Source organism: Nostoc sp. LEGE 12454, assembly GCF_056620565.1.
Genome location: NZ_JBWQXL010000001.1, coordinates 427,057 through 445,810, shown reverse-complemented (window position 1 = coordinate 445,810; position 18,754 = coordinate 427,057). Strand labels below are relative to the sequence as shown.

Annotated in this window: 15 protein-coding genes; 5 read left to right on the top strand and 10 right to left on the bottom strand. The window is 41.9% G+C overall.

Going from position 1 to position 18,754, the window contains the following annotated elements; translation table 11 throughout:
- Window positions 1-264: 264 nt before the first annotated feature.
- The 4 genes from AC1F2U_RS01950 to AC1F2U_RS01935 all read right to left on the bottom strand — a co-directional run bounded on the left by AC1F2U_RS01950 (window position 265) and on the right by AC1F2U_RS01935 (window position 5,368).
- Window positions 265-1,773 (bottom strand): beta-barrel domain-containing protein, encoded by a 1,509-nt coding sequence (locus AC1F2U_RS01950; protein ID WP_480259595.1) that lies wholly within the window; start codon window positions 1,771-1,773, stop codon window positions 265-267.
- Window positions 1,774-1,836: 63 nt separating this feature from the next.
- Complete coding sequence (locus AC1F2U_RS01945) at window positions 1,837-2,712, bottom strand: SDR family oxidoreductase (RefSeq protein WP_480259594.1); 876 nt, start codon at window positions 2,710-2,712, stop codon at window positions 1,837-1,839.
- An 864-nt stretch (window positions 2,713-3,576) separates the two neighbouring features.
- Window positions 3,577-4,665, bottom strand: coding sequence for a fatty acid desaturase family protein (locus AC1F2U_RS01940; RefSeq protein WP_480259593.1), 1,089 nt, complete (start codon window positions 4,663-4,665; stop codon window positions 3,577-3,579).
- Window positions 4,666-4,990: 325 nt separating this feature from the next.
- A complete protein-coding gene (locus AC1F2U_RS01935) occupies window positions 4,991-5,368 on the bottom strand; it encodes a hypothetical protein (RefSeq protein WP_480259592.1) in 378 nt (125 codons plus the stop codon).
- Window positions 5,369-5,496: 128 nt separating this feature from the next.
- Between AC1F2U_RS01935 and AC1F2U_RS01930 the strand changes: the two genes are divergently transcribed.
- Window positions 5,497-5,685: a hypothetical protein gene (locus AC1F2U_RS01930; protein WP_094341361.1), complete on the top strand. Its 189-nt coding sequence runs from the start codon at window positions 5,497-5,499 to the stop codon at window positions 5,683-5,685.
- A 551-nt stretch (window positions 5,686-6,236) separates the two neighbouring features.
- Window positions 6,237-7,166 (top strand): GUN4 domain-containing protein, encoded by a 930-nt coding sequence (locus tag AC1F2U_RS01925; RefSeq protein ID WP_480259591.1) that lies wholly within the window; start codon window positions 6,237-6,239, stop codon window positions 7,164-7,166.
- A gap of 426 nt (window positions 7,167-7,592) precedes the next feature.
- Here AC1F2U_RS01925 and AC1F2U_RS01920 read toward each other — a convergent pair whose 3' ends face one another.
- Together AC1F2U_RS01920 and AC1F2U_RS01915 are read right to left on the bottom strand one after the other, a co-directional pair.
- Window positions 7,593-8,495: a S1 RNA-binding domain-containing protein gene (locus AC1F2U_RS01920; RefSeq protein WP_480259590.1), complete on the bottom strand. Its 903-nt coding sequence runs from the start codon at window positions 8,493-8,495 to the stop codon at window positions 7,593-7,595.
- Between the two features lie 127 nt (window positions 8,496-8,622).
- On the bottom strand, window positions 8,623-9,363 hold the full coding sequence (locus tag AC1F2U_RS01915) for a dienelactone hydrolase family protein (protein WP_480259589.1): 741 nt from the start codon (window positions 9,361-9,363) through the stop codon (window positions 8,623-8,625).
- A gap of 287 nt (window positions 9,364-9,650) precedes the next feature.
- Here AC1F2U_RS01915 and AC1F2U_RS01910 point away from each other — a divergent pair, with 287 nt between their 5' ends.
- Window positions 9,651-10,634, top strand: a complete 984-nt coding sequence (locus tag AC1F2U_RS01910) for a GntR family transcriptional regulator (protein ID WP_292732563.1) — start codon at window positions 9,651-9,653, stop codon at window positions 10,632-10,634.
- A 54-nt stretch (window positions 10,635-10,688) separates the two neighbouring features.
- The gene (locus tag AC1F2U_RS01905) at window positions 10,689-11,888 is read left to right on the top strand and encodes an FAD-dependent monooxygenase (protein WP_480259639.1); all 1,200 of its coding nucleotides are present in this window, start codon (window positions 10,689-10,691) and stop codon (window positions 11,886-11,888) included.
- A 14-nt stretch (window positions 11,889-11,902) separates the two neighbouring features.
- Here AC1F2U_RS01905 and AC1F2U_RS01900 read toward each other — a convergent pair whose 3' ends face one another.
- The 4 genes from AC1F2U_RS01900 to tig form a co-directional block, all read right to left on the bottom strand.
- Entirely contained in the window at window positions 11,903-12,820 is a 918-nt protein-coding gene (locus AC1F2U_RS01900) for an alpha/beta fold hydrolase (protein WP_480259588.1), read from the bottom strand.
- 186 nt (window positions 12,821-13,006) lie between these two features.
- Window positions 13,007-14,347, bottom strand: a complete 1,341-nt coding sequence (clpX, locus tag AC1F2U_RS01895; protein ID WP_292730369.1) for an ATP-dependent protease ATP-binding subunit ClpX — start codon at window positions 14,345-14,347, stop codon at window positions 13,007-13,009.
- Window positions 14,348-14,356: 9 nt separating this feature from the next.
- The gene (clpP, locus tag AC1F2U_RS01890; protein WP_104905916.1) at window positions 14,357-15,055 is read right to left on the bottom strand and encodes an ATP-dependent Clp endopeptidase proteolytic subunit ClpP; all 699 of its coding nucleotides are present in this window, start codon (window positions 15,053-15,055) and stop codon (window positions 14,357-14,359) included.
- A 325-nt stretch (window positions 15,056-15,380) separates the two neighbouring features.
- Complete coding sequence (tig, locus tag AC1F2U_RS01885) at window positions 15,381-16,820, bottom strand: trigger factor (RefSeq protein ID WP_480259587.1); 1,440 nt, start codon at window positions 16,818-16,820, stop codon at window positions 15,381-15,383.
- A gap of 880 nt (window positions 16,821-17,700) precedes the next feature.
- On the opposite strand from tig, the gene AC1F2U_RS01880 reads away from it, so the two are divergent.
- Entirely contained in the window at window positions 17,701-18,738 is a 1,038-nt protein-coding gene (locus tag AC1F2U_RS01880) for an aspartate-semialdehyde dehydrogenase (protein WP_480259586.1), read from the top strand.
- The last annotated feature ends 16 nt before the right edge of the window (window positions 18,739-18,754 follow it).

Here is an 18,754-nt window from a genome sequence, read left to right as displayed (position 1 = left end):
ATGATTTAACGTGAGTTAGACAAACTTCTCTGGGAGCAAACGCATTTAAATATTGACGAGCCTGAATAAGGAGGAAATGCACTAAAACTTCTATATGATAGAAGTTTCAGTAAATTCAGAGGGCAGCAAAACCTTGTTAGACTTTGCTGCCCTCTTAAGCACTAAAAAATTGTCTAGCTCTCGTTAATTTATTTTGAATTTTCTTTTAGACAAAACGCCTAAACTTATAGCTGACAATAAACCAACAACGGTAATAATACAAAACTACCTTACTGAAAATGCCTCATTGAACCGCCGTGTCACAGGTTCAGTGATGAATGTCAAAATTGACTTTTTACGAGTGACAATTTCACCTGTAGCAGCCATCCCTGGTGTAAATTCTACTTCTTGACCCCGCACATTCACTGCGTGTTTATTTAGCTTAATTCTCGTCGGAAAAACTAAACCCAATTCTTTATCAGCAATTGCATTTGGACTGACTTGCATAACTTCGCCATCCACAATGCCAAATTCTTGGAAGGGAAAAGTCGCCATTTTCACTTTTGCCTTCATTCCCTGACGAATAAACCCAATATCGCGGTTAAGAACTTTTACCTCTAGGAGCATTTCTTCCCCTTCTGGCAAAATTGACAGCAATTCTTCACCCGATTGTACTGGCCCCTTGGTGGCTTTGACTTTATAAATTGTACCGGCTACGGGAGCCTCAATCGTTTCTAAAGCTTGTTGCTTCCTCGCCTGCTCTAATTGACCTTGAACTGTTGTCAGTTCTTCTTTACGCTTATTAAACTGCGTCAAAATTTCGCTTTGGCGTTCTGATGCTACACGCTGGGCCTGACTGCGTGCAGCGTTATAAGCTTGTTCTGCTTGGCGAATTTCCTGGACTTGAGCGGCAATATCTTTTTCTAATGATGTGGCTTTATCTTGAGCTTCTGTGATTCTATTCTGGGCGTTGATGACTTCATCTTGCGCTCTGGTGATTTCTGTCTTTGCACGAGTTAATCTTTCTTGAGCATCCAGGTAATCGACACGAGGCACAGCGCCAGGAGTAATTAGAGTGCGTAGGCTTTTTTCCCTTTCTTGAGCAAGGGCTAAATTACTTTCAATTTTAATTCGGATGCTATCTGCATTGACAAGGTTGGTTTGAGCATTCGCAAAGCTGCTTTTAGCATTAACTAAGTTATCTTGCAACCTGCTCAAGCGGACTTTGGCTTGATCGATGAGTGCTATTTGGCGATTTGCTTCTGCTTCTGCTGCTGCTTGACGCGCTTGGAAGTCTTGCAGGCGGGAGCTTAAAAGTTCATCTTGCAGTTTTGTCCCAGTAGTTTTGCCTCCAACACGTTCTGCATCCAAACGTTGCAGATCGTCTTGAATCAATCTGCTAGATTTAGCTAGGCGGGAAACATCGGTTATTTGCAAGTCTGGATCTTTTTGAATCAGAATTTGACCTTTAGTAACGCGATCGCCTTCTTGCACTTTAACAGCGACAATCGATCCTCCACCCAAAGATGTCACCGGTCTTACCTGTGCGGAGGCAATTAATTCCCCTGGTGCTGTTGCTACTTCATCTATTTGCGAGAAGTACGCCCAGGCGATCGTCCCAAAGACGATGGCGCTCATCGTTCCCGCTAATAATCTAGTGTACAGGGGTGGCAATTCCTGTACCGCCTTCCCTAACTCATAAGTAAGTTGTTCCTCCGGTTGAGCGAATCGTTCTTTTGTCTGACGTGCTTGAGCAGCATTTACCATATATTTTTGTCCTTTGTCATTTGTCATTTGTCATTTGTCATTTGTCCTTGATTATTCGCGAATGACCAATGACTAATGACTAATGACTATTCAAACTGCTAAATAGCGCCGCAAAAAACTGTCTAATGTCTCTAATTGAAAGTTAAAAATCGCCTCTAAATTGGCAATTTCATCTTTTGTGCAGAAAAATTCATTTGCTAGCAATGTACGATAAGTTCCCAAAGCTTTTTGGGTTTGGGGATTAAATAAACCCAATGCACTCTGTAACCCATCAATGAGAAATAGGGGTGAGTTAATTATTACTGGTTCTTTGGCGAAAATCCGACCAAAAATCCGGGGAATATCTTCTCGTAATAAAATCTCCGGCCCTCCGACGGGTAAAATCTGGTTGCGAGCGCCTTCAACTGTCACAGAATCCACTACTATCCTTGCCAAATCATCGGTACTGACAATTGAGGTACGGTTTTTGCGATCGCCAACCAGCAGATAGAATCCCGTTTCCCGAAATCGTTCTACTAGTGGCAGCAAGTTAGATGCTAATCCAGATGGGCGCAAAATAGTGTAATTTAAGCCACTAGCTGCCAAATATCGCTCTACTGCTCGTTTAGCTTTAAAAACGGGAGCATCTTCATAACCGCGATCGGCTCCCAGTACGGAAATGAAGACAAAATGCTCTACGCCATTGGCTTTTGCCTGGTCGATGAGTTCAATATTGGCGCGGTAATCTAAAGATAGGGCATCGCTATCAGAACCGTGGGCGCTGATAATATACCGCACACCCTGACTAGCTTTCTGGATATCTTTTTCCTCTAGCAAGTCACCGATGAAGATTTCTGCACCCCGATGTTCCAACTCGCTATAGCGCGAGGTAAGGCGGACAAATGCCCGCACAGACTGTTCTCGTTGTCGTAGGAGTCGCACAACTCTGCGACCAATTCCTCCCGTTGCTCCAGTTACCAGAAACATATAAATACCTAAATTGAATAGTTACAGCGTTTATAATCTTCAAAATGCTCGGTATATGCTCAAAATCCATTGAGCAATACTTAAATAGAGATATGAGCATATTTTTATACTTTGTTACCATACTCAAGATATTCTCACGCCAATAAGTCATACCTTATTTATTTTAATACTCTGAAAATGATCCTCCATATTTTTGTAGATGTCGGGGATAGAGTAATAGGAGGGTGCAACACGAAAAACGGGGATGTCGGGGATGCAGAGGAGGCAAAACAATCAATAAAGAAGCAATTAAAGAAAGATCGTAAGAGTTTTGCCGTCGTGCAATCCAAGAAGCATTAGATAAAGATAGAGAAAAGTAATCTTAAAGAAATAGTTGTCATAACTGTGAGAATTACTGGTATGAGTCAGCAATCAAGCATATTGCTTTCTTAATATGCTTGATTACTTGCGGAAAACACCAAAATGAGAAAGCAAACTGGGGTTTGAATAAGTCAAACGTCATTTTACTTGCGGAAAACACCAAAATGAGAAAGCAAACTGGGGTTTGAGTAAGTCAAACGTCATTTTACTTGCGGAAAACACCAAAATGAGAAAGCAAACTGGGGTTTGAGTAAGTCAAACGTCATTTTACTTGCGGAAAACACTGAAATGAGAAAGCAAACACAGCTTTTGAGTAAGCAAACTGAGGTTTGAGTAAGTCAAATGCCATTTTGCTTATTAAATTCGACTTGATATATTGTTTTTATCAAGTAACTAGTTATTGTCCTCGTAACTTTTTCGGCTTATTCTCTGGCTTTGACTGTGGTCGATATTTCTTGCAAAATCCTCAGTATTTAGCAGCATAATCATTTGCAAGAGTCTTTTTTAATTGTCGCTTGTAGGACAAGGAACAGACTTTTTCCCTGACCAATCTGTAAGAGTATTTTCATCTTTATAATGCCGGGGAGTTTTCAGCAGCAAATACCAAGCTTCTCCAGCATCCAATAAATTAAAGTTTTCAGAATATTGAGTTTCTAACAAATCCCTAACCAGAACATAATAGTCCGAGTTCATTCCTGGAAAAATATGATGTTCAGTGTGGTGAGAAAAATTTAAATGCAACAAGTCAAATATTTTGTAAACCCGGAGAGACATACTATTAATTAGTGGATCGTTAACGCTAGTCATCCGACAAAGCAAATGATTTGTATAAATATAAAAAATTACTCCAGCATAACCAATTGCAATCGGTAAGAAGTAACCAAGTATGAGCTTTATGGGGTCAAAGTGGAGATAAATTAGGATACTCAAATGAATCACGATCATCATCAATAATTCCCCTGCGATCGCTCGACGATCTTTAGCACTGACTGTAAATGCAGCAGGAACATAATTGACGGATTTATGATTGAAAAACAGCACAGATGTCAGATTGCGAAAAGTATGTACTCCCCAAGCAGAAGTCATTCCCACTATGAACCATATAGGATTGACTTCAGTAGAAGGCACAAATAAGTCCTGAATCCATTTTCCCCAGGTTGAAGATTGTTCATACAAGTAATTACGATCTGGGTCGCCTAAATCATTAGTGTGATTATGATGTACTCGATTATGAACTGCTTTCCATAACGTTGGTGGCATCCACAACATTGTTAGCCCTAGAAGACCAATGATATAGATTAATCGGGGGTTTTTAATGACGCTACCATGCATCAAATCGTGGGTGCTAAATAGTAAGGCAACGATGCTATTGCCCATAACTATGCTTAAAGGTACATAAAGCCATAAAAGGTATGGCGACCAACAATCTAACCGAGCCGCTATCATCCAGCCTAGAATCAAAATTGCCAGATTAATAAACAAGATAATTAACTTACTTGGATCGGGGATAAAGGCTTTAGGTGACATCAAAGAACGTAATTCTTTCGCATATATTTTCTGATGAATCAGTTTTGGCTCGGTACTAACATTCATAAATAATCGTCGTGTAGATAATTTAGCTGAGTGAAGTTTTGCGGTAAATTGTAGCGTTTTTAAAATTGAACGATTAAATTTACAATAGATAAAAGTCTAAATATACCACACAATATTTTTACAATATACCTATTGGAGAATTTTGGCATCGCCCACAAGTATGTCTCAGAATTTATTCTGAGGCTCACAATCTGAAGCTGGCTAAAATTATTGTTTCAACCGCATTTCCAGCCAGAGCCAAGAGGTCTAATCTATGAAAAGCTTTCTTAATTTGGAATCCCCCCACATCTTGGTAGATGCAGGGGATAGGTTCATGAGATTAGTTTTACTGGCTCAACAAGTTGATAACTTGTTCAAGCGACATCTTAGCCTTGTGCAAATTGAGCAGGTTCTCCTGGTCATATCGGTCAGGATAGCTCATTTTCCTGCCTTCCAGCGTTATCCGAATTAGTGCTGCTTGCTCATCTGTGGGTGAATTCATCTCATCTATAGCAGAACTGATTATCTGGATAGCGTTAAAGTTAGGGAATTTTAACCCTTTACCTTGCTTCATTTGTTGCAGCGCTAAAAGTGGAAATGCCATCAGAGTTACGATGTACGAGGTTTTGTATCCTGCATTCCCGGTTGGTTTGATGCCATATCTACGACACAAATCGCGTAATTCTTTAATAGTCTTGATTTCAAGTTCGGAACGCGTGAACATAAAATAGTAGTGTCCATTTTTGATATTGGATATTGGTGGTTGTACTTCCGGCAAGTTGTCGCAACCACCAAAAAACAATCTATTGTTTTGGCACCAAGTAAATCAAGCCTTGTTTATATTTCTCAATAATGCCTAATCCTAAAGGGAACCCACAAAATTTACAACCAATTAAATCAAATAGAGAAGAATCATTAACAGAGAGAATTAACTTACGCATTACCAAAACCATGAAGGAAGAACTATCTACCAAGGATGATCCTCCAGAATTTTGCCGTCGTGCAATCCAAGAAGCATTAGATAAAGATAAAGAGAAGTAATCTCAAAGGGATATTTGACACAAGTGTGTGAATTCATGAAATGAGTCAGTAATCAAGCATATTGCTTTCTAAATATGCTTGATTGCTTGCGGAAAACACCGAAATGAGAAAGTAAACTGGGGTTTGAGAAAGTCAAAGTTACTTTTGCTTGCGGAAAACACCAAAATGAGAAAGCAAACTGGAGTTTGAGAAAGTAAAAGCTTCTTTTGAGTAAGTCAAATGCCATTTTGCTTATTAAATTTGACTTGATAAATTTTTTCGATGTATTAACTAGTAATTTAAGTTCAATACAGACCTAACCCCCAACCCCTTCCCTGCAAGGGAAGGGGAGTAAAATTCAAAGCCTCTCTCTTCTTAGGAGAGAGGTCAGAGTGTATTGCATAGAAACTAGAAGCACTATATTTTTTATTAGTCCGAAGATTGTATAGCCGCGAATGACCTTCTTAGGGGTTAAATTAGTACTAATATCTCAGGTTTAGTTGCTTTTTACCGTAAGTATAATGCGTTGGCAATTATTGCTGGTGTGAAGGGATAACAAAAGGAACTTGTAAATGAGCAGCCAAGCGCAATTTGATGTTTTCCTGGCTCACAATAGTCAGGATAAAGCACAAGTGAGAGCGATCGCCGAAGAACTGAAGCTGCGCGGTTTAAAGCCGTGGTTAGACGATGAGCAAATTCGTCCAGGAAGTTCTTTTCAACAAGAAATTCAACAGGCAATTCCATTAGTTAAAACAGCGGCCATATTTATTGGTGTCCACGGGTTAGGGCCTTGGCAGATTATAGAATTAGAGTCACTGGTACAAGAATGTGTAGACAAGAATATACATATAATTCCTGTTTTGCTTCCTGGTGTTAGTATTATTCCTGAGTATCTTCGATTTTTGCGACGTTATAGATTTGTCAGTTTTCTCCAGCAAGTTGATGTTGAAGCATTCAACTTATTGGAATGGGGTATTACTGGAAAGCCGCCAGAGCGAAAACTAAAGCTACAACCAGTAATTCAAGCCGATGACCTCAGTTCTGAGAAGGGAGTAGACTACACGCGATTGCGAGATTTGCTAGCAGCAGGCAAGTGGAAAGGAGCGGATGAGGAAACTTTAGCTGTCATGCTCAAGGCATCTGGCAGTAAAGAGAGAAACAGTTTTACCCAATCCTTCAGTATTTTTCCCTGTACTGACTTACGTACTATTGACCAACTCTGGGTAAAATATAGTGATGGGCGCTTTGGATTCAGCGTTCAGAAGAAGATTTATCTGAGCGTTGGTGGGAAGGCTGACGGTGAATTTTATAAAGAAGCCTGGATAAAATTTGGCGCTCGCGTAGGATGGAAAGTAAAAGAAAACTGGATTTCTGCCTTAGATATAGCTTTTAACACTTCAGCACATGAGGGACACCTACCTTGTGCGTATAGGTTTGTGGAGAGTTTCTTTGGTTCTGAGGAAGAAGTTCTCTTTTATCGCCTCGAGACTTGTGAAGTTTAAAATTTAAGCACTTTAGACTTTTATAAATATTTATAACAGGGTTCTTTTCAACAAATTAATAAACATTTCAGAGATCCTATACCTGGCACTGGGAGATGATTAATTATTGTTTAGTCCTCTTGAGAAGACTTTCACTGTTAGCCGTAGGTTTCTAACCTATGGCGGGTGATGAATTCAAATGTGAGATTGTGGATTAAGGTATTTGATCATTGCAAAATGTTGGCATTGCACACACGTCCGCCTCAGAATAAATTCTGCGGCTCATAGCGAAAGTCATCTAAAGCTGACTGAAATTCTTGTTTTACCCACATTTCCAGCCAAAAGCTAGAAATAAATCTGGATAAAGTTTTCCCAATTTAAAATCCCCCCACATCTTTGTAAATGGAGGGGGATTTAAATGCTTTGTGCAAGCAGCCCATCTGAAAACTATTCAGCAGCTTTGTTATTAGCTCTATTAGCCCGCGCCTCAGCCGAAGCCATCACCTCATCAAAATTCTCTAGCACTTCGCCAGGGAAGTTTTCCAAAACTCTGGTAGAAAGAGCAACCCGTCCTTTACCTTCATCCAAGTCAATAATTACAGCTTTAATTGGCTGACCAACTTGAAATACTTTTTCTAAAGAATCAATAAATTTCTGGCTTACCTGCTTGATATGAAGTAAGGCGCTCATCCCACTTAAATCGACAAATACACCAAAAGGTTTGATGCCAGTAACTTTACCTTCCACCAGTTGACCTAGTTCTAATAGGCTGAAGTTGCTAGAACGAGTTGCTAAACGTTGAGAAAGGATGAGTTTGTTGGTGTTTTTATTAATTTCCAAAAAACCCACAGTCAGATTTTGACCTTTGAGTGCTTCTAAATTATCACGCTCTGCCAGGTGCGATCGCGGGATAAATCCCCGCAAAGAAAGAATATCGACGGTGACACCACCTTTATTTACACCCATAACCCGTACTTGTACAGTTTGAGCATTTTCCTGCATTTCGGTCAGTCGTTCCCAGATGTGCTGAATTTCCAACTGCTTTCGAGAAAGGGTAACTTGACCTTCTGCATCCTGATCTCGGATAATCAAAAACTGCATTTCTTCTTGCAATGGCAGCACTTCCGATAAATCGGTAACTGCTCTCAAAGAAGCCTCATCGCGCGGCAGAAAAGCTGACGACTTGCCACCAATATCAACATAGGCTCCATCATGGTCAAGTTGGAAAACTTTGCCATTTACAAGCTGTCCCTTTTGAAATTGGTAGTCGTGTTTTTCTAGTGCTTTGGCAAAATCGTCCATTGTAAAGGGCGAATTGGCTGTTTGAGAAAGTTTCGATTCGGAATTCATGACTTTTGAAGATTAGTTTTTATTTGATATGGTGCAACTGAAGTTTAAATTGTTATTTGTCATTTGTCATTTGTCCTTTGTATTCACCAATGACCAATGACCAATGACTAACTTGGCTGCGTATGCTTCAGTTTAGTTGACCAAAGAGTTGTTTTACTTGCTCCCAAGCATCGGCCGCAGCTTTAGGATTATAACTGGCACGGTGGTCGCAGAAAAATCCGTGATCAGCTCCATCGTAGCGAAACACGCGATGAGGAATTTTATATTTTTCTAACTCTGCTGTAATCTCATCTACTTGTTCGCCTGGGATGCTAGCATCTTCTGTGCCAAAGAAGGCATAGAGAGTACCTGATATTTCTTCGGTGCGGGTGACAGTAGGAGCGCCGCCTCCCGGTGTGCGAGTGGTAATTCCAGCACCGTAGAAGGAAGCGGTAGCTTTAATATCAGGCAAGGTGGCTGCAAGATATGCGACATGACCTCCAAAGCAGAAGCCAATACAGCCAAAACCATCTTTTTTGACTTGAGGCAGATTTTTGAGGTAGTCAATTGCTAATTGAATATCGCTCAATAACTCTGAGGCTTGGGTTTGCATGGCGTAACTTCTGCCCGTTTCAATATCTTCGGGTGTGTATCCAGTTTCAAAGCCAGGAGCAATCCTTTGAAAAAGTGCAGGTGCGATCGCTACATACCCAAGTTGGGCAATCCGTTCTGTAACTTCCCGAATGTGAACGTTGACACCAAAAATCTCTTGTAATACTACAACTCCTGGGTAACAACCAGATTCTTTTGGCTCTGCAAGATAAGCAGACACTTGAATATTATCTTGCAAAAGATTAACCGTTGTGGTAATTGTTGCTTCCTCTGTCATAATAATTTTTACCAGTGCTATGTGATTAGCCGTGTGTTTATTTGATATAACTATGCCAGTATGCCTAGCTTTTTTCTAATTAAATTATCAATTACCAATAGTGAGCGCATTAAAAATTTGTATCAGAACAACTTTATATATAAATAAGATATTCAATATGTAGCAAATGCATCTGGACACCAAAGGAGTGCTGAGTTAAAAGTGCTGAGTAGGCAAGCAACACTTAATACTCAAACCTCAGCACTCAAAACTCAGCACTCAGCACTTAGTATTCAGGAGGTTTGGTGATGATTCAATTCCGTATTCAGCCAGACAGCGAAATTCCCGCATCAACCCAGCTGTTTAATCAAATCCGATTTGCGATCGCTTCTCGACAATATCCCCCAGCCTACAAATTACCAAGCACACGGGCGCTGGCAATGCAAACAGGGTTACACCGCAACACCATAAGTAAGGTTTACCGTCAACTGGAGGAAGACGGATTTGTTGAAAGTATGGCTGGTTCGGGTATTTATGTTCGTGCCCAAGGTCATGAGGGCGGTAGCAGGTTACAATCACCAATTCTCAAACAAAATCCTGATGCCTATCAAGTTGTCCAGCAAGCACTTGACGAACTGCTCTCCCAAGGATGTTCGCTGAATCAAGCTAGAGAGCTATTTTTAGCGGAAATTGACTGGCGCTTGCGTTGTAGTGCGCGGGTACTGGTTGCAGTTCCATCTTATGATATGGGTGCTGGTGAGTTGATGGTGTATGAATTAGAGCGATCGCTAAAAATTCCAGTCCAGTTGGTAGCAATGGAAGAATTAACCGCTGTACTAGATAAAACTACCTCTGCGACAGTCGTCACAAGTCGGTATTTTATCAGTAATGTGGAAGCGATCGCAGCTCCAAAAGCCGCACGAGTAATTCCTCTCGATATCTACGACTACAGCAAAGAACTCAGCATCTTGAAAACCTTACCAAAAGAAAACTGTGTTGGGATAGTTAGCCTCAGTTCTGGGATTGCACGAGCCGCAGAAGTCATTCTTCACGGTTTGCGCGGTGATGAACTATTGGTGATGACTTCGCAACCAAAAGATGCTTACAAACTTCAGGCAATGGTTAAACGGGCTGAGGTAATCATAAGCGATCAAGCCAGTTTTGCGGCAGTGCAAGCAGCCGTGCAAGCATCTGATGAAGATATTATTCGTCCGCCAAAGCTGATTAAGGTTGAGAATTATATCGGCGCTAACTCGATTAACTTGCTAAAACGAGAACTGGGTTTAAGTTAATCTCAAGATAATTCAGCCAACATCTTTGAGAGCAACTGATACAGGAGGGATAGGATAGTGCAGATTGTGATTGTGGGCGCAGGCCCAACAGGTGTAACCCTTGCCCTGCTTCTTGTAAAACGTGGTATTGCTGTAACGCTAATTGAAGCAGCAAAAGACTTTCATCGTGTATTTCGCGGTGAAGGATTAATGCCCAGTGGCTTAGATGCCCTAGAGCAAATGGGTCTATCGGCGTTGTTGGAACATATTCCCCATCGGCAACTCGACGCGTGGGAATTCATTATCGGGGACAAGCAGTTGTTTCGAGTTGATGAACCAATGGGAGCAACCCGACCCTGTACACTGGTTTCACAACCACCGCTACTCAAAGCACTGATTTCGGAAGCTCAAACCAATGATGGGTTTGAATTTATCCAGGGTGTTCCGGTCAAAGATTTGCTGTGGAGTAACCAACGTGTCGCAGGTGTAGTACTGAGCGATGGGAAAGAACTTACTGCTGACTTAGTGATTGGGGCAGATGGTCGAAATTCGCTTGTGCGACAACGTGTAGGATTAGAATTGGTACGCCAGCCCAAAAATATTGATATTCTCTGGTTTAAACTTGCCGCCAGCCCTGAGTTTGCAGCCGATAATGTGTTTCGTACCATTGTAAATGGCGATCGCGTATTTACCATCTTTCACGGAGCAGAGTCAGGAAAACTACATCTGGCTTGGGTGATGTCGGCAACCGAAAACACTGACTCCAAACAAGCCAACTGGGCAGAGATTTTTGCCTCACTATCGCCCTCATGGCTAGCAGAGCATTTCCGTAATCATGCAGACACCATCGAATCCCCTATTCGGCTCTCTGTTGTGGTTGGTTATTGTCCCCAATGGCACGCACCAGGGGTATTGCTTCTAGGTGATGCTGCACACCCAATGTCTCCCGTCCGTGCCCAAGGAATTAATCTAGCATTCCGTGATGTGATTGTCGCTGCTAATCATCTTGTACCACTGTTGCAAAAAGAAGCTGGACACCAGGATATTGACATGGCACTATCACACATCCAAACAGAACGTCAGCCAGAAATTATCCGCGCCCAGCAACTCCAATTAGAGGAAGCTAAACAAGGCGAACTACTGCGAAAAAATGCACTGCTGCGATCGCTGTTAATTCAACTTGCTCCCTTACTCCGTAAAATAATTAAAAAGTCTTGGTTAAGACGACAATATAAAATGCGTCAAGGTATCACACAGGTACACTTAACTATCTAAAAAACCGCCATCAGTTATCCAACTTGTGGTTGTGGGCTGTTAATTTGTAAAAACTCTTGTACCTGTTGCATATAAGTTGGCGCATCTTCTAACATTGGGAAATGCGCTGTGTTACGAATCATCACAAATTTTACTTTGTCACTCAATGCAGCGGCTTGACGCCCCATCTCGGCTGGAATAATTTTGTCATACTCCCCTGCCACGAGCAGAGTCGGCACTGTTAGCTTGGCAAACTCTTGCGGCATCACTTCAGATTGAGCCTTACTGACTGAAGTAAAAATTGTTCCTAAAGCGGCATCGTAATCTGCTTCGAGAAAATCTTCTAAAAAAGCTTGCCGCTCGGAATCTGGTATGGAACTATATAAAAATCTGGCCATGAACATCCGGTCAACAAATGGAATTTTGCTTAACCATTTGGGACGGAATTTCACTACATAGCCACCGAATTTATGAAAAGCACTAAAGGATTTTTCGTCGTACTCGAAAATGCCGCTACAAGTTAAAATTCCTCGTTCTACTCGTTCGGGATAGCGGTTAAAAAATAAAGTAGCAACAGACGCGCCCATCGAGTGAGCATTGATATAAACACGCTGAAGATGCAACCCATCTAACAAAGCTGCCAAATCATCAGCGTATTCCTCTAACTCATAGGTTAGCTCTTTAATTGCCTCTGATTCCTGGTGGGATTCAGATTCGGCAACAGCTTCACTTGCTTCGGCTATGGTTGGCTTTCCACCAGAACGGCCAAATCCCCGCATATCGTAGAGTAAACAATCAAATTGCTCTGATAAAGCATCAGCAGTATTTTGCCAATATCTAGCCGAACCAGCCCAACCATGCATGAAAACCATCACTGGTTTTACCAAAGAACCGGATGGTTTTTTCACCCATTCGTAGTAATGCTCAACGCCACGAACATTAATATAAGGCATTAGTCATTTGTCCTTTGTCAGTTGTCATTAGTCCCTGGTATATGGTTATTATTCCTTATTTTTTGACCAATGACTAATGACCAATACAACTCTTGGAGAGGCTACGCCAACGACTACGCGGTAGTTGAATCTCGACTTCGCTCGATTTCTGCGCAGTCGAAACTCAGTACAAGTGACTAATGACTATTAAGCTGATTCTGGCTTCGGTAGTGAAGACGGATGTATTATCAGTTCAGCAGTCGATCGCTTCTCGACCATTTCCCTTGTAACTGTACAGCGTGTCACATCCTTACGGGATGGTAACTCGTACATTACATCCAACATCAATTCTTCGACAATACCACGTAATGCTCTCGCACCAGTTTTACGGCGGTAAGCTTCTTGAGCGATCGCTCGTAAAGCATCTGCTTTAAAATCTAGCTGGACATTATCCATCTTCAGCAGCTTTTGGTACTGCTTCACTAAGGCGCTGCGTGGTTGAGTAAGAATCGCCATCAACGCTTCTTCATCTAGCGGATCTACAACTGCTACCATTGGCATCCGCCCAATAAATTCTGGAATCAGGCCAAATTTTACTAAATCATCCGGTTCTAGATGGCGAAGCGTGTCTGCTGCTCGTTTCTCCTTCGATTGACCTTCACCTGGCTGCACAAAACCGATTGCTTTTTTGCCAACTCTCTGATCTACAATTTTTTCTAAGCCTACGAAAGCACCACCACAGACGAACAAAATATTACTTGTATCAATCTGGATGCAGTCTTGATAAGGATGCTTGCGCCCTCCTTGGGGTGGTACATTGGCGATCGTTCCCTCTAACATTTTCAGCAAGGCTTGCTGCACGCCTTCGCCAGAAACATCACGGGTAATTGACGTGTTCTCGCTCTTACGAGCAATTTTGTCAATTTCGTCAATGTAAATAATTCCCCTTTGCGCTTCTTCTATATCCAAATCTGCCACCTGTAACAGTCGCAGCAAGATATTTTCCACATCTTCTCCTACATACCCTGCTTCCGTCAGCGTCGTCGCATCAGCTACGGCAAAGGGTACATCCAGGATTTTCGCTAAGGTTTGCGCTAAAAGAGTTTTGCCGCAACCAGTCGGGCCGATTAACAAGATGTTGGACTTTTGCAGTTCTATAGCATCATCTGACCCAGGTTTGCCACTGGCTTTAGACTGAATGACTGCCAGTCGCTTGTAGTGATTGTAAACAGCTACTGACAGAACTTTCTTGGCTTCGTCTTGACCAATAACGTGTTCGTCTAGATACTTTTTAATCTCTCTTGGCTTGGGTATTTGATTAAACGAAATACTAGCAGAGTGAGTACGCCGTTTTTCAGGTGGCTCTGCTCTTGGTGCTGGTTGTGCTGCCGCACCATTAGTATCGAGTAACTCTTCGTCTAGTATTTCATTACACAAGTCAACGCATTCATCGCAGATGTAGACTCCCGGCCCTGCGATTAATTTACGCACCTGCTCTTGAGACTTGCCACAAAATGAACATTTCAAATGGGAGTCGTACTTAGACATACCAGCCTCTTATTTCAGAATGGTGACGTTTTCCCCTGCTACGGGAAGATTTTGCCTGGAAATGACCTGATCAATCAAACCGTAGTTTTTTGCCTCTTCTGCCGACATAAAAAAGTCGCGCTCAGTATCTGCTTCTATTCTTTCTAAGGGTTGACCAGTATGGTGAGCCATTAACTGATTCAACTTAGCCTTAACGTAAAGAATTTCTCTGGCTTGAATTTCAATGTCAATGGCTTGACCTTGAGCGCCACCAAGTGGTTGGTGAATCATAATCCGGGAGTCGGGCAGAGACATTCGCTTACCGGCAGCTCCTGCTGTCAACAAAAATGCCCCCATGCTCGCGGCTAATCCAAAACAGATGGTAACAACATCAGGGCGAATTTGCTGTATTGTATCATAGATTGCCATCCCTGCGTAGACAGAGCCGCCAGGAGAATTAACATACAGTTGGATGTCTTTTTCTGAGTCCTCAGCGTCTAGGAATAACAATTGAGCCACAATCGAGTTGGCTACGGCATCATCTATTGGCGTTCCTAAAAAGATAATCCGCTCTCGCAGCAGGCGGGAGTAGATGTCGAAAGCTCTTTCTCCCATACCAGATTGCTCTATCACCATCGGCACGATGTTGCTAGGGCTGCTTAACTGGGAGTTAATGTTTATTCGACTTAAGTTGCTGATTGGGGAATTTCCCGACTGCGATTCAAGCATACAAGCTTTCTTTGACGATTATTTAGGACAAATGTTTCAGCAGCAGATGCTGCCTTTTCAACGAATGGAATTTTTATAAGCTACGTATTAACCATTATGCCTCATATAATTTCCTCTCGTGTAACACAGTATCAAGCCTAGGCAATAACAGGTGTCACTATTTGCCGAAAATTCATTAATTATTTAATTATTCCGACTTAATCCCTGAGTCATTGGGCATTGGGCATTGGTTATTTCTCTCCCTATTTCCTCATCTCCCTTACCTTACCCATTTCACCAGTACTTTAACTCAGAACTGGTGAACTCATGGTTGTGGGATTTTTTATTATCCTTCTGTAACTTCTGTAGAAGCTTCGCTGTTTTCTTCCTCAGTCTGAGGTGCATCAGCATCAGCATCTGATTCTGCGTCTTCTGTTTCCTCCGCAGGACTCAATGAACCTTCGGGTACAAGTTCAACTGATGAGTGTTCTAAGAGCCAATCGATAATTTTTTCGGTTAACAGTTCGTTTTCCACGATTGAGCGCAGTTTATCTTCATCAACGTCCTGTTCCTCAGAGTATTGTTCCAAAAGTTCTGTAACTCTGGCTGCGATTTCTTCTGGTGTTACCTCGATAGATTCGCGTTTGCCGATTTCCCGCAAGGATAAGGAGCGTTTGATGCGTTCAATTGCTTCAGTACGCGATCGCTCTCGCAACTGAGGAATAATATCTTGAGTAAACAGCTTTCTCACATCCAATCCCTGCTGAGACAGCCGGATTGCTGTTTGCGTTAGCATTGCATCCACTTCTTGCTCAATCAAAGTTGCTGGTAAGTCAACTTCTACGTGCTTGAGCAGTTCTGTTAACAAAGCTTCCTGCTTATTGGTTTTTGTTTTGTCGTCCGCCTCTTTTTGATATCGCTCTACTAAAGAAGCACGTAACTCCTCTAAGGTTTCAAAATCGCTGATTTCCTGGGCTAAATCGTCATTTATTTCTGGTAGTTCCTTTTCCTTTAGATCTTTGAGCGTCACGGTGAAAGTTGCTGCTTTTCCAGCTAAATCTTCATTAGCATACGGATCTGGGAACTGCGCCGCAATTTCTTTAGTTTCTTCAGGATTCATCCCCACTATTCCCGAAATAAAGCCTGGAATAAACTTATCTTCTTGCAACTCAACTTGAAAATCAGTTGCTTCGGCTCCGGGAATCGGTTCTAGTTCAGCTGTTTCGTCCTCGCCCTCAGTTCTGGCGAATGAACCTTTAAAATCGACTACGGCAATATCGCCGATTTGGGCTGCACGTCCTTCCACAGGAATTAATGTAGCCAATTCTTGACGTTCCTTATCCAGCGAGCTCTCCACTTGTTCTGGATCGAACTTGACTTCTTCGGCCTTGGCTTGCAAATCAGTGTACTGCACTAGATTCACTTCTGGTTCTACATCGACAGCAGCCGAAATCGTCAGGGGTTTTCCAGGTTCATAATTATTAATCAAATCCTCAAAAGAGGAGCGCAATTGCGGCTGACCGATTGCTGGGATGGCCTCTTGTTTGACTGCTTGCTCAATGCCATCTTGAATTAGTTCTTCCAGCGCCGCTGCCTTGATTCGAGTTGTACCCAGCCGTTGTAGTAATATCGGCCGAGGCACCTTGCCTTTACGAAACCCAGGAATATTGGCAGTACTCGCTAAGTTTTTAATGACCTGTTCGTAAGTTTGCTTGGTAATTTCCGGCGTAATCTCTATTTCCAGGCCAATTTGGCTGGCGGGAAGTTTTTCCTGGGTAACTTTCATGCTTCGTCTCTAGTTTTCTGGTATTTTATACTCCGAGTACACACAAAACGCAATAAAATAATTGTTTGCGTTTATCGCTTGATGTCTCTTAGGGGTAATGGGAGTTTGCCAAAAGGTCTTGTGACATCCAAGGATGGATGTTTGTCCTGGGGCAAAGATCCAGTTTACTGCCAATTATCAAGGACTTGACATTTTACCTTCATAACAATTTGGTTAATGGTGGCATTGAGACTAGGGGGAGGTGACAGATGATAGGGAAAAAATCTGTAATCTCTACCCTGTAACCTAATACCTTATTCGCTTCTTCACTCCCGACTTACTTTAAAACTTCGGAATTAATTATTCAGTGGGCTAACGCCGTGATATCCTGGTCTCAAAGAGTGGTTAGTACCCCAGATTAAAGTTATAGTATTGAGTCTAGCTATTATCTAGCTATTATTAAGTTATGTGTGGTACGAGAGTGCATCTGTTACTTAACCGCATAGCTCAGTTATGCATTGTGCTGGCTTTTTGCATTTAGCTCCTAGTATATTTATCATCGTGGTCAGCAAGTTTGTAGCCAATATATTTGTTTCTTTACAGGAAGGATGCTTGTTAAACCCCTAAATGCAGATATCTCCCTTTTTATGGTAAATAGCGGTTTATTGTATAATATATAGTTATAGTAAATCAATGAAAAAATCGCCGTTATTTTAAAATGCAACATCACTTAACTTAATTAAAAAATGTATTATTAAATATATAAAGATATATTTAATAAAAGAAAAATATAAACCTATTAAAAATGTATTTCCAGACTGCGACCGCTATTTAAATATAACTAAATTGTCCATTGTTCCAAGAAATTGCAGATTAGGTCTCTTATAAGGAGGAAGCAAGTTTGTCGAAATCCTATCGGTTAGCTATTTTGGGAGCGACTGGTGCAGTAGGCACAGAGTTGCTGGAATTATTAGAAAGTCGCAATTTCCCGGTTGCTGACTTGAAGTTATTGGCATCAGAGCGGAGTGTCGGGCGATCGCTGCGATTTAAAGGTGAAAATATACTAATACAGGCAGTGAGCGATCGCGCTTTTGAAAATGTCGATATAGTACTAGCTAGTGCAGGTGGTTCCACATCCAAAACTTGGGCAGCTGTTGCCGTCGAAAAGGGTGCAGTGGTAATTGACAACTCCAGTGCCTTTCGGATGAACCCGGAAGTTCCCTTAGTAGTTCCAGAGGTGAATCCCCAAGCAGCAGCGCATCACCAAGGCATTATTGCTAACCCCAACTGCACAACGATTTTAATGGCTGTGGCAGTTTGGCCATTGCATAAAGTTAAACCAGTACAACGCATCGTCGCTGCAACCTACCAATCTGCTAGTGGTGCGGGTGCTAGAGCAATGGCAGAAGTCAAAACCCAAACAAGCGCTATACTACAAGGACAGCCAGCGATTGCCGAAATATTGCCTTACCCATTGGCGTTTAATTTATTCCCGCATAACTCCCCATTAAACGATTTGGGTTATTGTGAGGAAGAAATGAAAATGGTCAACGAAACCCGAAAAATATTTGGTACGCAGCAAATCAGAATCACTGCAACCTGTATACGGGTTCCCGTACTCCGCGCCCACTCAGAAGCCATTAATTTAGAATTTGAGACTCCCTTTAGTGCGAAGGAAGCCAGAGAAATTTTAAATTCCTCCCCTGGAGTAAAATTGGTAGAAGATTGGGGAACAAATCATTTTCCGATGCCAATAGAAGCAACCGGTCGAGATGAAGTTTTAGTGGGAAGAATTCGCCAGGATATTTCTCATCCTTGTGGCTTGGAATTATGGTTATGTGGCGACCAAATTCGCAAAGGTGCAGCATTGAATGCAGTACAAATCGCTGAGTTATTAGTAGAGAAAAATCTACTCAAACCATTAGCTATTAGTCATTAGTCATTGGTCATTAGTC

Excerpts from the sequence above, each read along its gene's own strand:
- AC1F2U_RS01950 (WP_480259595.1), bottom strand. The coding sequence starts at position 1,773 with ATGACAAATGACAAAGGACAAAAATATATGGTAAATGCTGCTCAAGCA.
- AC1F2U_RS01945 (WP_480259594.1), bottom strand. The coding sequence starts at position 2,712 with ATGTTTCTGGTAACTGGAGCAACGGGAGGAATTGGTCGCAGAGTTGTG.
- AC1F2U_RS01940 (WP_480259593.1), bottom strand. The coding sequence starts at position 4,665 with ATGAATGTTAGTACCGAGCCAAAACTGATTCATCAGAAAATATATGCG.
- AC1F2U_RS01935 (WP_480259592.1), bottom strand. The coding sequence starts at position 5,368 with ATGTTCACGCGTTCCGAACTTGAAATCAAGACTATTAAAGAATTACGC.
- AC1F2U_RS01930 (WP_094341361.1), top strand. The coding sequence starts at position 5,497 with ATGCCTAATCCTAAAGGGAACCCACAAAATTTACAACCAATTAAATCA.
- AC1F2U_RS01925 (WP_480259591.1), top strand. The coding sequence starts at position 6,237 with ATGAGCAGCCAAGCGCAATTTGATGTTTTCCTGGCTCACAATAGTCAG.
- AC1F2U_RS01920 (WP_480259590.1), bottom strand. The coding sequence starts at position 8,495 with ATGAATTCCGAATCGAAACTTTCTCAAACAGCCAATTCGCCCTTTACA.
- AC1F2U_RS01915 (WP_480259589.1), bottom strand. The coding sequence starts at position 9,363 with ATGACAGAGGAAGCAACAATTACCACAACGGTTAATCTTTTGCAAGAT.
- AC1F2U_RS01910 (WP_292732563.1), top strand. The coding sequence starts at position 9,651 with ATGATTCAATTCCGTATTCAGCCAGACAGCGAAATTCCCGCATCAACC.
- AC1F2U_RS01900 (WP_480259588.1), bottom strand. The coding sequence starts at position 12,820 with ATGCCTTATATTAATGTTCGTGGCGTTGAGCATTACTACGAATGGGTG.
- clpX (WP_292730369.1), bottom strand. The coding sequence starts at position 14,347 with ATGTCTAAGTACGACTCCCATTTGAAATGTTCATTTTGTGGCAAGTCT.
- clpP (WP_104905916.1), bottom strand. The coding sequence starts at position 15,055 with ATGCTTGAATCGCAGTCGGGAAATTCCCCAATCAGCAACTTAAGTCGA.
- tig (WP_480259587.1), bottom strand. The coding sequence starts at position 16,820 with ATGAAAGTTACCCAGGAAAAACTTCCCGCCAGCCAAATTGGCCTGGAA.